The 14,731-nt window shown below is 55.2% G+C and carries 9 protein-coding genes, 1 tRNA gene and 3 rRNA genes; 11 read left to right on the top strand and 2 right to left on the bottom strand.

From position 1 onward, the window contains the following. The 4 genes from nfi (at position 1) to EH164_RS21030 (ending at position 2,469) form a co-directional block, all read left to right on the top strand. Complete coding sequence (gene nfi / locus EH164_RS21045) at positions 1-681, top strand: deoxyribonuclease V (RefSeq protein WP_034812663.1); 681 nt, start codon at positions 1-3, stop codon at positions 679-681. A 33-nt stretch (positions 682-714) separates the two neighbouring features. Next, entirely contained in the window at positions 715-1,305 is a 591-nt protein-coding gene (locus tag EH164_RS21040) for a YjaG family protein (RefSeq protein ID WP_023479398.1), read from the top strand. Positions 1,306-1,491: 186 nt separating this feature from the next. Then, entirely contained in the window at positions 1,492-1,764 is a 273-nt protein-coding gene (gene hupA / locus EH164_RS21035) for a nucleoid-associated protein HU-alpha (protein ID WP_002884342.1), read from the top strand. Positions 1,765-1,776: 12 nt separating this feature from the next. After that, positions 1,777-2,469, top strand: a complete 693-nt coding sequence (locus EH164_RS21030) for a DUF1481 domain-containing protein (protein WP_206430708.1) — start codon at positions 1,777-1,779, stop codon at positions 2,467-2,469. 222 nt (positions 2,470-2,691) lie between these two features. Here the strand turns inward: EH164_RS21030 and purD are convergent, their stop codons facing one another. Beyond that, positions 2,692-3,987, bottom strand: coding sequence for a phosphoribosylamine--glycine ligase (gene purD / locus EH164_RS21025; protein WP_124970734.1), 1,296 nt, complete (start codon positions 3,985-3,987; stop codon positions 2,692-2,694). A gap of 15 nt (positions 3,988-4,002) precedes the next feature. Beyond that, a complete protein-coding gene (purH, locus tag EH164_RS21020) occupies positions 4,003-5,592 on the bottom strand; it encodes a bifunctional phosphoribosylaminoimidazolecarboxamide formyltransferase/IMP cyclohydrolase (RefSeq protein ID WP_023479380.1) in 1,590 nt (529 codons plus the stop codon). Positions 5,593-6,161: 569 nt separating this feature from the next. Between purH and EH164_RS21010 the strand changes: the two genes are divergently transcribed. From EH164_RS21010 to aceB, 7 genes are all read left to right on the top strand, one after another. Next, positions 6,162-7,703: ribosomal RNA gene (locus EH164_RS21010) — 16S ribosomal RNA — on the top strand. Between the two features lie 84 nt (positions 7,704-7,787). Next, positions 7,788-7,863 (top strand) — tRNA-Glu (locus EH164_RS21005). 202 nt (positions 7,864-8,065) lie between these two features. Beyond that, positions 8,066-10,972, top strand: a 23S ribosomal RNA gene (locus EH164_RS21000). A gap of 195 nt (positions 10,973-11,167) precedes the next feature. Further along, positions 11,168-11,283: ribosomal RNA gene (gene rrf / locus EH164_RS20995) — 5S ribosomal RNA — on the top strand. The 16S, 23S and 5S rRNA genes sit together here with 1 tRNA gene alongside, the layout of an rRNA operon. Positions 11,284-11,381: 98 nt before the next feature. Next, positions 11,382-11,810 carry a YjaA family stress response protein gene (locus EH164_RS20990; RefSeq protein WP_124970731.1) on the top strand — a complete coding sequence of 143 codons (429 nt, stop codon included), beginning with the start codon at positions 11,382-11,384 and terminating at the stop codon, positions 11,808-11,810. Positions 11,811-11,943: 133 nt separating this feature from the next. Then, positions 11,944-12,873 (top strand): homoserine O-succinyltransferase, encoded by a 930-nt coding sequence (gene metA, locus EH164_RS20985; RefSeq protein WP_023478504.1) that lies wholly within the window; start codon positions 11,944-11,946, stop codon positions 12,871-12,873. Positions 12,874-13,119: 246 nt separating this feature from the next. After that, positions 13,120-14,721, top strand: a complete 1,602-nt coding sequence (gene aceB, locus EH164_RS20980) for a malate synthase A (protein ID WP_124970729.1) — start codon at positions 13,120-13,122, stop codon at positions 14,719-14,721. Positions 14,722-14,731 lie beyond the last annotated feature (10 nt).

The raw sequence follows: 14,731 nt of genomic DNA, 5'->3' as shown, positions 1-14,731 counted from the left end.
ATGGATCTCGCGTCGCTACGCGCACAACAACTTGAACTGGCCTCTTCCGTGATCCGCGAGGATCGTCTTGATAAAGATCCGCCGACGTTGATCGGCGGGGCGGATGTCGGTTTCGAGCAAGGTGGCGAAGTGACGCGGGCGGCAATGGTGCTGCTCACCTGGCCTTCGCTGGAACTGGTTGAGTATCAGGTGGCGCGTATCGCCACCACCATGCCCTATATTCCTGGCTTCCTCTCATTTCGTGAGTATCCCGCGCTGCTGGCGGCGTGGGAGATGCTGTCGCAGAAACCCGATTTACTCTTTGTCGACGGGCATGGGATCTCCCATCCGCGCCGCCTTGGCGTTGCCAGCCACTTTGGCCTGCTGGTGGATGTGCCGACCATCGGCGTGGCGAAAAAACGGCTGTGCGGCAAGTTCGAACCGCTGGCCGATGAGCCCGGCGCACTGTCGCCGCTGATGGATAAAGGCGAACAGCTGGCGTGGGTATGGCGCAGTAAAGCGCGCTGTAATCCGCTCTTTGTCGCCACCGGCCACCGCGTCAGCCAGGATACGGCGCTGGCGTGGGTGCAGCGCTGCATGAAGGGCTACCGCTTGCCGGAGCCGACGCGCTGGGCAGACGCTGTGGCATCGGGTCGCCCCGCCTTTGCGCGATGGCAGGCAATTCAGCGCGATATCGGGTAAACTGCGGCGCATTACCGTTTTTGAGAAGCGATCATGTTACAAAACCCGATTCATCTGCGACTGGAAAAGCAGGAAAGCTGGCAGCACGTTGTTTTCATGGCCTGTCTGTGCGAGCGCATGTACCCCAACTATGCGCTGTTCTGCCGCCAGACCGGCTTTGGCGATGCGCAGCTCTATCGCCGTATTCTTGACCTGGTGTGGGAAACAGAGACCGTCAAAGATGCGAAGGTCAATTTCGACAGCCAGCTTGAGAAGCTGGAAGAGGGGATCCCCGCCGCAGAGGATTACGATCTCTACGGTGTCTACCCGGCGATTGACGCCTGTGTGGCGCTGAGCGAGTTGATTCATTCGCGTCTGAGCGGTGAAACGCTGGAACACGCCATTGAAGTCAGCAAGACCTCGATCACCACCGTGGCGATGCTGGAAATGACGCAGCAGGGCCGCGAAATGACCGATGAAGAGCTGGGTCTCAATCCCGCTGTAGAGCAGGAATGGGATATCCAGTGGGAGATTTTCCGCCTTTTGGCCGCCTGCGAAGAGCGTGATATTGACCTGATCAAAGGCTTGCGCGCAGACCTGCGCGAGGCTGGCGAGAGTAATATCGGTATAAATTTGCAGCAATGAGACAATAAAACGTGATTTAAGGCCTGTTTTGTCGCGCCTGAAGGCTTCCCTTCTTACCCCCGTCTGGTCTACATTTGGGGGGCGAAAAAAAGTGGCTATCGGTGCGTGTATGCAGGAGAGTGCTTTTGAGGCATTTCCGTCGCACTCGATGCTTAGCAAGCGATAAACACATTGAAAGGATAACTTATGAACAAGACTCAACTGATTGATGTAATTGCAGACAAGGCTGATCTGTCTAAAGCGCAAGCGAAAGCTGCACTGGAATCCACCCTGGCTGCCATTACTGAGTCTCTGAAAGAAGGCGATGCGGTACAACTGGTTGGTTTCGGCACTTTCAAGGTGAACCACCGCGCTGAGCGTACTGGCCGCAACCCGCAGACCGGTAAAGAAATCAAAATCGCCGCAGCTAACGTGCCGGCATTTGTTTCTGGTAAAGCACTGAAAGACGCTGTTAAGTAAGACAGCATGGCAGTGAACAGTTTTGTCGAAGGGGCGGTAACGCCCCTTTTGTCATACTGGCGTCGCCCGCTTTTGCTGGTCGGCGCACTGCTGCTTGCCGCCTGTAGCCACGATTCGTCATTGCCGCCCTTTACCGCCAGCGGTTTCGCCGGCGATCAGGGCGCAATACGCATCTGGCGTAAAGATTCAGGCGGTGAGACCCATCTGCTCTCCGCATTTAGCCCGTGGCATCGCGGGAACACCTCTTTAGCTGAGTATCGCTGGCAAGGCGATGCGCTCACCCTTATCGAACTCAATATCTACGCCAACCCGCCTGAGCATATTCGCGTGCGTTTTGACGATCGCGGCGAGCTGAGCTTTATGCAGCGCGAAGTGAACGGCCAGAAGCAGCAGCTCTCCAGCGACCAGATTGCGCTTTATCGCTACCGCGCCGAACAGATCCGCCAGACCAGCGATGCGCTGCGTCAGGGATGGGTTGTATTGCGTCAGGGGCGCTGGCAGGCAAATAACACGGTGCAGACCTGTGAAGGGCAGACCGTGAAGCCAGAGCTTGATACGTGGGCGTTAAACCATATTGCGCAGCGCCAGAGCCGTTCGTCGCTGGCGGTGAGCGTGGCGTGGCTGGAAGCGCCGGAAGGGGCGCAGCTGTTGCTGGTGGCGAATGAGGATTTCTGTCACTGGCAGCCGACGGAGAAGAACTTTTAGCGTTGGCGTCATCGGGGTGTTGCCCGATGGCGGCGATGCCTTATCGGGCCTACGAAAAGCGCTTTCACGACAGTAAGGTGTGTTCCGTGGGCCGGGTAAGCGAAACGCCACCCGGCAATGATCACGGCACTGTTTTTGTAGGCCGGATAAGCGCAGCGCCATCCGGCAATTCGACTTCTGAACGCCGGATAAGCACAATCCCACCCGGCCGTGGATCGCGTATTACTTGCTGCCCTGTTCGCGGGCAATCGCGCGGTAACCAATATCGCTGCGGCTAAAGCTGCCATCCCAGTGGATATCGGTCATCAGCGCATAAGCGCGCTGCTGCGCTTCGGCAACGGTGTCACCAAGCGCGGTCACGCACAGCACACGTCCGCCGTTGGTCAGCACCCGATCGTCGTCAGCAAGCGTGGTACCGGCATGGAACACTTTCCCGTCCGCCACCTCTTCCAACGGCAGGCCGTGGATCTGATCTCCAGTGCGATAGTTGCCCGGATAGCCTCCGGCAGCCATCACCACGCCAAGCGACGCGCGCGCATCCCATTTCGAGACTTTCTCATCCAGCTTGCCGTCACAGGCTGCCAGGCAGAGCTCTACCAGGTCCGACTGCAGGCGCAACATAATCGGCTGCGTCTCCGGGTCGCCAAAGCGGCAGTTGAACTCGATCACCTTCGGGTTGCCCTGCTTATCGATCATCAGCCCGGCATAGAGGAAACCGGTGTAGGTATTTCCTTCTGCCGCCATGCCGCGCACGGTTGGCCAGATAACCTGATCCATTGCCCGCTGGTGCACTTCATCGGTCACCACTGGAGCCGGGGAGTACGCGCCCATACCGCCGGTATTCGGGCCGGTATCGCCGTCGCCGACCCGTTTGTGATCCTGGCTGGTCGCCATCGGCAGCACATGCTCGCCGTCGACCATCACAATAAAGCTCGCCTCTTCGCCGTCGAGAAACTCCTCAATCACAATGCGATGACCGGCATCGCCAAAGGCGTTACCGGCCAGCATATCGTGGACCGCCGCTTCCGCCTCTTCCAGCGTCATGGCGACAATCACCCCTTTACCGGCTGCCAGACCGTCCGCTTTGATGACAATCGGCGCGCCTTTCTCGCGCAGGTAAGCCAGCGCTGGCTCTACCTCGGTAAAGTTCTGGTACTCCGCCGTCGGAATGTTGTGGCGTGCAAGGAAATCTTTGGTGAAGGCTTTGGAGCCCTCCAGCTGTGCCGCACCCTGCGTCGGGCCAAAAATTTTCAGCCCCTGCGCGCGAAAGGCGTCGACTACGCCAATCACCAGCGGCGCTTCCGGGCCGACGATGGTCAGATCGATCTTCTCGTTCTGGGCGAAGCTGAGTAGTGCAGGAATATCCGTTGCGCTAATCGCCACGTTTTGCAGCGTCGGCTCCAGCGCTGTGCCTGCGTTACCCGGTGCGACAAAGACAGTTTCAACCCGTTTAGACTGGGCCGCTTTCCAGGCCAGCGCGTGTTCGCGCCCGCCGTTACCAATCACTAATACTTTCATTCTCTGCTCCGTGGATTAATGGCGGAAGTGACGCATGTCGGTGAAGATCATCGCGATGCCGTGCTCGTCGGCGGCGGCAATCACTTCGTCATCGCGGATAGATCCGCCCGGCTGGATAACGCAGCTCACGCCAACAGCGGCAGCGGCATCAATACCATCACGGAACGGGAAGAAGGCGTCAGAAGCCATTGCGGAACCTTTCACTTCCAGCCCTTCGTCAGCGGCTTTGATACCGGCGATCTTCGCAGAGTAGACACGGCTCATCTGGCCTGCGCCAATACCGATGGTCATGTTCTCTTTGGCGTAGACAATGGCGTTGGATTTAACGAACTTCGCCACTTTCCAGCAGAACAGCGCATCGCGCAGCTCCTGCTCGGTCGGCTGGCGCTTGCTGACCACACGCAGCTCGTTGGTGGTTACCATGCCCAAGTCGCGATCCTGAACCAGCAGGCCGCCATTAACGCGTTTGAAATCGAGGCCCGGTACGCGCGCTGCCCACTGGCCGCAGACCAGTACGCGGACGTTCTGTTTAGCGGCGGTAATGCTCAGCGCTTCCTTAGTGGCAGAAGGGGCGATAATCACTTCCACAAACTGGCGGGAGATAATGGCCTGCGCCGTTTCAGCATCCAGTTCGCGGTTGAAAGCGATAATGCCGCCGAACGCTGAGGTTGGGTCGGTTTTATAAGCGCGATCGTACGCATCAAGAATTGAACCGCCGACGGCAACACCGCACGGGTTGGCGTGTTTCACAATTACGCAGGCGGGCTCATCAAACTCTTTCACGCACTCCAGCGCCGCGTCGGTGTCGGCGATGTTGTTATAGGAGAGCGCTTTGCCCTGCAGCTGCTGAGCGGTGGCAACGGAAGCTTCTTTGATCTCTTCTTCTATATAGAAGGCAGCATGCTGGTGGCTGTTTTCACCGTAGCGCATATCCTGCTTCTTAATAAAGTTGAGGTTCAGCGTGCGCGGGAAGCGGCCGGCTGGCTCTTTGCTCTCGCCATGATAGGCGGGCACCAGGCTGCCGAAGTAGTTGGCGATCATGCTGTCGTAAGCGGCGGTGTGCTCAAAGGCTTTGATCGCGAGGTCGAAACGGGTCTCCAGCGTCAGCGAGCCGTCGTTGGCATCCATTTCATTAATGATGGTGGTGTAGTCGCTGCTCTTAACCACGATGGCGACATCTTTATGGTTCTTCGCGGCAGAGCGCACCATGGTCGGGCCGCCGATATCGATATTCTCAACGGCGTCTTCCAGCGAGCACCCTTCACGGGCAACGGTCTGGGCGAAGGGGTAGAGGTTAACCACTACCATATCGATTGGGGCGATGGCGTGCTGCGCCATGATGTCATCATCCTGGCCGCGACGACCCAGAATGCCGCCGTGCACTTTCGGGTGCAGGGTTTTTACGCGTCCATCCATCATTTCCGGGAAACCGGTGTAGTCGGAGACTTCAGTCACCGGCAGGCCTTTATCTGCCAGCAGACGAGCGGTTCCGCCGGTAGAGAGCAGTTCGACGCCACGCTGTGAGAGCGCCTGGGCGAATTCGACGATACCGGCCTTATCAGAAACACTGAGCAGGGCGCGGCGGACTGGACGACGTTGTTGCATGGTAAATCCCCTGGATTTGACTTTAACAGAGAGCGTTAGCTGAATTTTCGCTTCTTTATTATGGGAAGATTCAGCTAACACCCCAGGCAGGGCGGATTAATTTTGCGCGGGCATTGTAACGAAAACGTTTGCGCAACGCTCGGGAATTTTTCCACTTTTGGCGCTTTGTGGATAACTCTGTGCGTAAATGCGTATAAGGGCGGCTTTTGCTGTGGAATGCAGCAGTCAGTCATTTTTATGTCATTTTTCTATTGCGGGGTGCGGAGAACTCCCTATAATGCGCCTCCATCGACACGGCGCTAAGCAAACAACAGCTTGCAGCGACGTTAAGTCGGAAGAGAAAAAATCCTGAAATTCAGGGTTGACTCTGAAAGAGGAAAGCGTAATATACGCCACCTCGCGACAGAGCGCTGAAGCGCGTCGCAACTGCTCTTTAACAATTTATCAGACAATCTGTGTGGGCACTCAGGTGACATGGATTCTTGATGTCTTCGGACACTAAATGAATACCAAGTCTCACGGGTGAACACGTAATTCATTACGGTTTAATTCGATGAGCATCAAACTTTAAATTGAAGAGTTTGATCATGGCTCAGATTGAACGCTGGCGGCAGGCCTAACACATGCAAGTCGAACGGTAACAGGAAGCAGCTTGCTGCTTCGCTGACGAGTGGCGGACGGGTGAGTAATGTCTGGGAAACTGCCTGATGGAGGGGGATAACTACTGGAAACGGTAGCTAATACCGCATAACGTCGCAAGACCAAAGAGGGGGACCTTCGGGCCTCTTGCCATCAGATGTGCCCAGATGGGATTAGCTAGTAGGTGGGGTAACGGCTCACCTAGGCGACGATCCCTAGCTGGTCTGAGAGGATGACCAGCCACACTGGAACTGAGACACGGTCCAGACTCCTACGGGAGGCAGCAGTGGGGAATATTGCACAATGGGCGCAAGCCTGATGCAGCCATGCCGCGTGTATGAAGAAGGCCTTCGGGTTGTAAAGTACTTTCAGCGGGGAGGAAGGCGATGCGGTTAATAACCGCGTCGATTGACGTTACCCGCAGAAGAAGCACCGGCTAACTCCGTGCCAGCAGCCGCGGTAATACGGAGGGTGCAAGCGTTAATCGGAATTACTGGGCGTAAAGCGCACGCAGGCGGTCTGTCAAGTCGGATGTGAAATCCCCGGGCTCAACCTGGGAACTGCATCCGAAACTGGCAGGCTTGAGTCTCGTAGAGGGGGGTAGAATTCCAGGTGTAGCGGTGAAATGCGTAGAGATCTGGAGGAATACCGGTGGCGAAGGCGGCCCCCTGGACGAAGACTGACGCTCAGGTGCGAAAGCGTGGGGAGCAAACAGGATTAGATACCCTGGTAGTCCACGCCGTAAACGATGTCGACTTGGAGGTTGTGCCCTTGAGGCGTGGCTTCCGGAGCTAACGCGTTAAGTCGACCGCCTGGGGAGTACGGCCGCAAGGTTAAAACTCAAATGAATTGACGGGGGCCCGCACAAGCGGTGGAGCATGTGGTTTAATTCGATGCAACGCGAAGAACCTTACCTGGTCTTGACATCCACAGAACTTTCCAGAGATGGATTGGTGCCTTCGGGAACTGTGAGACAGGTGCTGCATGGCTGTCGTCAGCTCGTGTTGTGAAATGTTGGGTTAAGTCCCGCAACGAGCGCAACCCTTATCCTTTGTTGCCAGCGGTCCGGCCGGGAACTCAAAGGAGACTGCCAGTGATAAACTGGAGGAAGGTGGGGATGACGTCAAGTCATCATGGCCCTTACGACCAGGGCTACACACGTGCTACAATGGCGCATACAAAGAGAAGCAATCTCGCGAGAGCTAGCGGACCTCATAAAGTGCGTCGTAGTCCGGATTGGAGTCTGCAACTCGACTCCATGAAGTCGGAATCGCTAGTAATCGTGAATCAGAATGTCACGGTGAATACGTTCCCGGGCCTTGTACACACCGCCCGTCACACCATGGGAGTGGGTTGCAAAAGAAGTAGGTAGCTTAACCTTCGGGAGGGCGCTTACCACTTTGTGATTCATGACTGGGGTGAAGTCGTAACAAGGTAACCGTAGGGGAACCTGCGGTTGGATCACCTCCTTACCTTAAAGAACCTTTCCCTGCAGTGTCCACACAGATTGTCTGATGAAAAGTAAATAGCAAGGCGTCTTGCGAGTGAGACTTTGTGTCCCCTTCGTCTAGAGGCCCAGGACACCGCCCTTTCACGGCGGTAACAGGGGTTCGAATCCCCTAGGGGACGCCACTTGCTGGTCTGTGAGTGAAAGTCACCTGCCGATGTATCTCAAACCTGATTCCTGTGTGAACAGTGAGTCATGTCTGAGATATTTGCTCTTTAAAAATCTGGATCAAGCTGAAAATTGAAAAACAGAACAATGCGAATTGTTCCGTGAGTCTCTCAAATTTTCGCAACTGATGGTGTTTTACGAAACATCTTCGGGTTGTGAGGTTAAGCGACTAAGCGTACACGGTGGATGCCCTGGCAGTCAGAGGCGATGAAGGACGTGCTAATCTGCGAAAAGCGCCGGTAAGGTGATATGAACCGTTATAACCGGCGATGTCCGAATGGGGAAACCCAGTGCAATCCGTTGCACTATCGTTAACTGAATACATAGGTTAACGAGGCGAACCGGGGGAACTGAAACATCTAAGTACCCCGAGGAAAAGAAATCAACCGAGATTCCCCCAGTAGCGGCGAGCGAACGGGGAACAGCCCAGAGCCTGAATCAGCCTGAGTGTTAGTGGAAGCGTCTGGAAAGTCGCGCGATACAGGGTGACAGCCCCGTACACAAAAGCACTCTTGCTGTGAGCTCGATGAGTAGGGCGGGACACGTGGTATCCTGTCTGAATATGGGGGGACCATCCTCCAAGGCTAAATACTCCTGACTGACCGATAGTGAACCAGTACCGTGAGGGAAAGGCGAAAAGAACCCCGGCGAGGGGAGTGAAACAGAACCTGAAACCGTGTACGTACAAGCAGTGGGAGCCTCTTTTATGGGGTGACTGCGTACCTTTTGTATAATGGGTCAGCGACTTATATTCTGTAGCAAGGTTAACCGTATAGGGGAGCCGCAGGGAAACCGAGTCTTAACTGGGCGTTAAGTTGCAGGGTATAGACCCGAAACCCGGTGATCTAGCCATGGGCAGGTTGAAGGTTGGGTAACACTAACTGGAGGACCGAACCGACTAATGTTGAAAAATTAGCGGATGACCTGTGGCTGGGGGTGAAAGGCCAATCAAACCGGGAGATAGCTGGTTCTCCCCGAAAGCTATTTAGGTAGCGCCTCGTGAATTCATCTCCGGGGGTAGAGCACTGTTTCGGCTAGGGGGCCATCCCGGCTTACCAACCCGATGCAAACTACGAATACCGGAGAATGTTATCACGGGAGACACACGGCGGGTGCTAACGTCCGTCGTGAAGAGGGAAACAACCCAGACCGCCAGCTAAGGTCCCAAAGTCATGGTTAAGTGGGAAACGATGTGGGAAGGCCCAGACAGCCAGGATGTTGGCTTAGAAGCAGCCATCATTTAAAGAAAGCGTAATAGCTCACTGGTCGAGTCGGCCTGCGCGGAAGATGTAACGGGGCTAAACCATGCACCGAAGCTGCGGCAGCGACACTATGTGTTGTTGGGTAGGGGAGCGTTCTGTAAGCCGTTGAAGGTGTGCTGTGAGGCATGCTGGAGGTATCAGAAGTGCGAATGCTGACATAAGTAACGATAAAGCGGGTGAAAAGCCCGCTCGCCGGAAGACCAAGGGTTCCTGTCCAACGTTAATCGGGGCAGGGTGAGTCGACCCCTAAGGCGAGGCCGAAAGGCGTAGTCGATGGGAAACAGGTTAATATTCCTGTACTTGGTGTTACTGCGAAGGGGGGACGGAGAAGGCTATGTCGGCCGGGCGACGGTTGTCCCGGTTTAAGCGTGTAGGTGTGTGTTCCAGGTAAATCCGGTTCACTTTAACACTGAGGCGTGATGACGAGGCACTACGGTGCTGAAGTGACAAATGCCCTGCTTCCAGGAAAAGCCTCTAAGCATCAGGTAACACGAAATCGTACCCCAAACCGACACAGGTGGTCAGGTAGAGAATACCAAGGCGCTTGAGAGAACTCGGGTGAAGGAACTAGGCAAAATGGTGCCGTAACTTCGGGAGAAGGCACGCTGGTGCGTAGGTGAAGCGACTTGCTCGCGGAGCTGAAACCAGTCGAAGATACCAGCTGGCTGCAACTGTTTATTAAAAACACAGCACTGTGCAAACACGAAAGTGGACGTATACGGTGTGACGCCTGCCCGGTGCCGGAAGGTTAATTGATGGGGTCAACCGCAAGGTGAAGCTCTTGATCGAAGCCCCGGTAAACGGCGGCCGTAACTATAACGGTCCTAAGGTAGCGAAATTCCTTGTCGGGTAAGTTCCGACCTGCACGAATGGCGTAATGATGGCCAGGCTGTCTCCACCCGAGACTCAGTGAAATTGAACTCGCTGTGAAGATGCAGTGTACCCGCGGCAAGACGGAAAGACCCCGTGAACCTTTACTATAGCTTGACACTGAACATTGAGCCTTGATGTGTAGGATAGGTGGGAGGCTTTGAAGCGTGGACGCCAGTCTGCGTGGAGCCAACCTTGAAATACCACCCTTTAATGTTTGATGTTCTAACGTGGACCCGTAATCCGGGTTGCGGACAGTGTCTGGTGGGTAGTTTGACTGGGGCGGTCTCCTCCTAAAGCGTAACGGAGGAGCACGAAGGTCAGCTAATCCTGGTCGGACATCAGGAGGTTAGTGCAATGGCATAAGCTGGCTTGACTGCGAGCGTGACGGCGCGAGCAGGTGCGAAAGCAGGTCATAGTGATCCGGTGGTTCTGAATGGAAGGGCCATCGCTCAACGGATAAAAGGTACTCCGGGGATAACAGGCTGATACCGCCCAAGAGTTCATATCGACGGCGGTGTTTGGCACCTCGATGTCGGCTCATCACATCCTGGGGCTGAAGTAGGTCCCAAGGGTATGGCTGTTCGCCATTTAAAGTGGTACGCGAGCTGGGTTTAGAACGTCGTGAGACAGTTCGGTCCCTATCTGCCGTGGGCGCTGGAGAATTGAGGGGGGCTGCTCCTAGTACGAGAGGACCGGAGTGGACGCATCACTGGTGTTCGGGTTGTCATGCCAATGGCACTGCCCGGTAGCTAAATGCGGAAGAGATAAGTGCTGAAAGCATCTAAGCACGAAACTTGCCCCGAGATGAGTTCTCCCTGACTCCTTGAGAGTCCTGAAGGAACGTTGAAGACGACGACGTTGATAGGCCGGGTGTGTAAGCGCAGCGATGCGTTGAGCTAACCGGTACTAATGAACCGTGAGGCTTAACCTTACAACGCCGAAGATGTTTTGGCGATGAGAGACAGATTTTCAGCTGATACCAGATTTGAAGGAACGAACGCTTTTGCACTGAGGCAAGGCGGCAAGTGACGGAAAGGAAGGAGCATACTGAAGTATGTGACTGACTTTACGAGCGCAGCCAACGCCGCATCAGGGTAAAAGAGACGTTCCGGGCACAAAGAATTTGCCTGGCGGCACTAGCGCGGTGGTCCCACCTGACCCCATGCCGAACTCAGAAGTGAAACGCCGTAGCGCCGATGGTAGTGTGGGGTCTCCCCATGCGAGAGTAGGGAACTGCCAGGCATCAAACAAAGCCGAAAGCCTCATGCGAAAGCATGAGGCTTTTTGCTATGCTTTTTCCACGCGTTTTAATCCCCCCTTCACCGCTAAAGGAAGTAGCCATGGTCACGCTTTACGTTCAGCTGTATAAAAACCGTATGGTTGTACGCAATCTCAACACCCAGCAGCAGGTTTCCGGCCATCAACCCTTCAGCAACCAGCGCATCATTATTGCTGACTTCTTTCTTGCGGAAAAACTGCTCCATGATTTGATCATGGAAGTTGCCCCTCGCTCTTTCTGGCATGCCCTTCCCGGAGCCGGTAAGCTGGCCATTCTCGCTCATGCGCTGGAGATGAACGAAGGGGGTTTATCGGCGGTGGAAGAGCGTGCCATCATGGAAATGACCTTCGGCGCAGCACGTGGTCGGTGCCGCGCGCCTTATGTTATTGCCAATCCCGCCCCACTTAGCGATCCTCAGATTCTGGAGGTGCTACAGCAAGTTAAAAAGCCAAAACCACCGGGCAATAACAACCCTACCATCATCAGCTGAACCCTCACCGCGTAAGCCGTAATGTGAAACTTTCTCACCTTCCACCGGCAGGCTCGACATTCAGACCATTTATGGGTATTGTCAGCTGTCTGGATGTCTAAACGTATAAACGTATGTTGTGAGGATATAAGTTATGCCGATTCGGGTGCAGGACGAGCTGCCGGCCGTCAATCTTCTCCGGGATGAAAACGTCTTTGTGATGACGACTTCACGCGCGACAGTGCAGGAAATTCGTCCCCTGAAGGTGCTTATCCTCAACCTGATGCCGAAAAAGATCGAGACGGAAAACCAGTTCCTGCGTTTACTCTCCAACTCCCCGCTGCAGGTTGATGTCCGCCTGCTGCGAATCGATTCACGCGAGTCGCGCAATACCCCCGCTGAGCACCTCAACACCTTCTACTGTAATTTCGATGAAGTGTGCGACGAAAATTTCGATGGCCTGATCGTCACCGGCGCGCCGTTAGGCCTGGTTGAGTTTAACGATGTTGCCTACTGGCCGCAGATCGAGCAGGTGCTGGCATGGGCAAAAGATCACGTTACCTCTACGCTTTTCGTCTGTTGGGCCGTGCAGGCAGCACTCAATATCCTCTACGGCATTCCGAAACAGACCCGCAGCGATAAGCTTTCGGGCGTCTACGAGCATCACCTCTTACAGCCTCATGCCCTGCTGACGCGCGGCTTTGATGACTATTTTCTCGCGCCGCACTCGCGCTATGCCGATTTCCCCGCAGCACTGATCCGTGATTACACCGATCTCGATATCCTGGCGGAAACGGCAGATGGCGATGCCTACCTCTTCGCCAGCAAAGATAAGCGCATTGCGTTTGTCACCGGCCATCCGGAATACGATCCCGACACGCTGGCGAGCGAATATTTCCGCGACGTGGAAGCGGGCCTTAAACCTGAACTGCCGCACAACTATTTCCCGCAAAATGATCCGCAAAACAAACCGCGTGCTTCATGGCGCAGCCACGGTAATTTGCTGTTCATCAACTGGCTCAACTACTACGTCTACCAGATCACGCCATACGATCTGCGTCATATGAATCCGACGCTGGATTAAGCGTTTCAGCATCAGACGACAGGCACCTTCGGGTGCCTTTTTTGTTTGCGAAAATCACTTCACGCACCAATAAAAATTTATCTCCACTCTAATCAATCACTTATCATGTATTTATAATTAAAATGGAAATTGTTTTTGATTTTGGAAAATTTATTGTCCAGGATTGATCCTGCTGCACGAAAACTGCACAACCGATCTTCGTTTGCCCTGGAAAATGAGTTCGCTGCCAAAAGAGGAGACCGCACCATGACACAACAGGCGACCACAACTGAAGAACTGGCCTTTACCCAGCCATTTGGCGCGCAGGAGAAGCAGATCCTGACGCCGGCAGCAGTAGAATTCCTCAGCGACCTGGTCGCGCGCTTCACGCCAAAACGCAATCAACTGCTGGCCGCGCGCATTCACCAGCAGCAAGAGATTGATAACGGCAAGCTGCCAGACTTTATTTCGGAAACCGCTTCCATCCGTGAAAGCGACTGGACGATCCGCGGTATTCCTGACGATCTGCTGGACCGTCGCGTAGAGATCACCGGGCCCGTTGAGCGCAAAATGGTCATCAACGCGCTGAATGCAAACGTGAAAGTATTTATGGCGGATTTTGAAGATTCGCTGGCGCCAAACTGGGGAAAAGTAATCGACGGGCAGATTAACCTGCGCGATGCGGTCAACGGCACCATCAGCTACACCAATGAAGCGGGAAAAATTTATCAGTTGAAGCCCGATCCTGCGGTACTGGTTTGCCGCGTGCGCGGCTTACACCTGCCGGAAAAACATGTCACCTGGCGCGGAGAAGCGATCCCGGGCAGCCTGTTCGATTTCGCGCTCTACTTCTTCCACAACCATAAAAGTCTGCTCGCCAAAGGCAGCGGCCCTTACTTCTACCTGCCGAAAACACAAGCCTGGCAAGAGGCCGCCTGGTGGAGCGAAGTCTTCAGCTTCACGGAGGATCGCTTCAACCTGCCGCGCGGCACCATCAAAGCAACGCTGTTGATTGAAACGCTGCCGGCCGTCTTCCAGATGGATGAGATCCTCCACGCGCTGCGTGACCATATTGTCGGACTGAACTGCGGGCGCTGGGATTACATCTTCAGCTACATCAAAACACTGAAAAACTACCCGGACCGCGTACTGCCGGATCGCCAGGTGGTGACGATGGATAAACCCTTCCTCAGCGCCTACTCCCGCCTGCTGATCAAAACCTGTCATCGTCGCGGCGCGTTTGCCATGGGCGGCATGGCGGCGTTCATCCCCAGCAAAGATGCCGAACGCAATAACTGGGTGCTGAACAAAGTGAAAGCCGACAAGCAGCTGGAAGCGGATAACGGACATGATGGGACATGGATTGCGCACCCCGGCCTTGGCGACAGCGTGATGGAGATTTTCAACGCGGCGCTGGGCGAGCATAAAAACCAGCTTTTCGTCACCCGCGAAGAGGATGCACCGATCCGCGCAGAAGAGCTGCTGGCACCCTGCGAAGGGGAGCGCACCGAAGAGGGGATGCGCGCCAATATCCGCGTGGCGGTGCAGTACATCGAAGCGTGGATCACTGGCAACGGCTGCGTGCCGATTTACGGCCTGATGGAAGATGCCGCCACCGCGGAAATCTCCCGTACCTCTATCTGGCAGTGGATCCACCACCAGAAGACGCTCAGCAACGGCAAACCGGTGACCAAAGCGCTGTTCCGCCAGATGCTGGCTGAAGAGATGCAGGTCATCCAGGAAGAGCTGGGTGAGCACCGTTACAGTAGCGGACGTTTCGACGATGCCGCACGGTTGATGGAGCAGATCACAACCTCCGATGAGCTGATTGATTTCTTAACCCTGCCGGGCTACCGCCTGCTGGCGTAACTACCCAGGC

Origin of the sequence: Kosakonia sp. CCTCC M2018092, assembly GCF_003864115.1 — a bacterium.
Taxonomy (GTDB): Bacteria; Pseudomonadota; Gammaproteobacteria; order Enterobacterales; family Enterobacteriaceae; genus Kosakonia; species Kosakonia cowanii.
Note: the sequence above shows the minus strand (reverse complement) of the source record. Positions and strands in the feature narration are given on the sequence as shown.

Bases quoted from the DNA above. Each gene is read 5' to 3' on its own strand.
- purH (WP_023479380.1), bottom strand. From the start codon at position 5,592: ATGCAACAACGTCGTCCAGTCCGCCGCGCCCTGCTCAGTGTTTCTGAT.
- aceB (WP_124970729.1), top strand. From the start codon at position 13,120: ATGACACAACAGGCGACCACAACTGAAGAACTGGCCTTTACCCAGCCA.
- EH164_RS20990 (WP_124970731.1), top strand. From the start codon at position 11,382: ATGGTCACGCTTTACGTTCAGCTGTATAAAAACCGTATGGTTGTACGC.
- EH164_RS21040 (WP_023479398.1), top strand. From the start codon at position 715: ATGTTACAAAACCCGATTCATCTGCGACTGGAAAAGCAGGAAAGCTGG.
- metA (WP_023478504.1), top strand. From the start codon at position 11,944: ATGCCGATTCGGGTGCAGGACGAGCTGCCGGCCGTCAATCTTCTCCGG.
- purD (WP_124970734.1), bottom strand. From the start codon at position 3,987: ATGAAAGTATTAGTGATTGGTAACGGCGGGCGCGAACACGCGCTGGCC.
- hupA (WP_002884342.1), top strand. From the start codon at position 1,492: ATGAACAAGACTCAACTGATTGATGTAATTGCAGACAAGGCTGATCTG.
- nfi (WP_034812663.1), top strand. From the start codon at position 1: ATGGATCTCGCGTCGCTACGCGCACAACAACTTGAACTGGCCTCTTCC.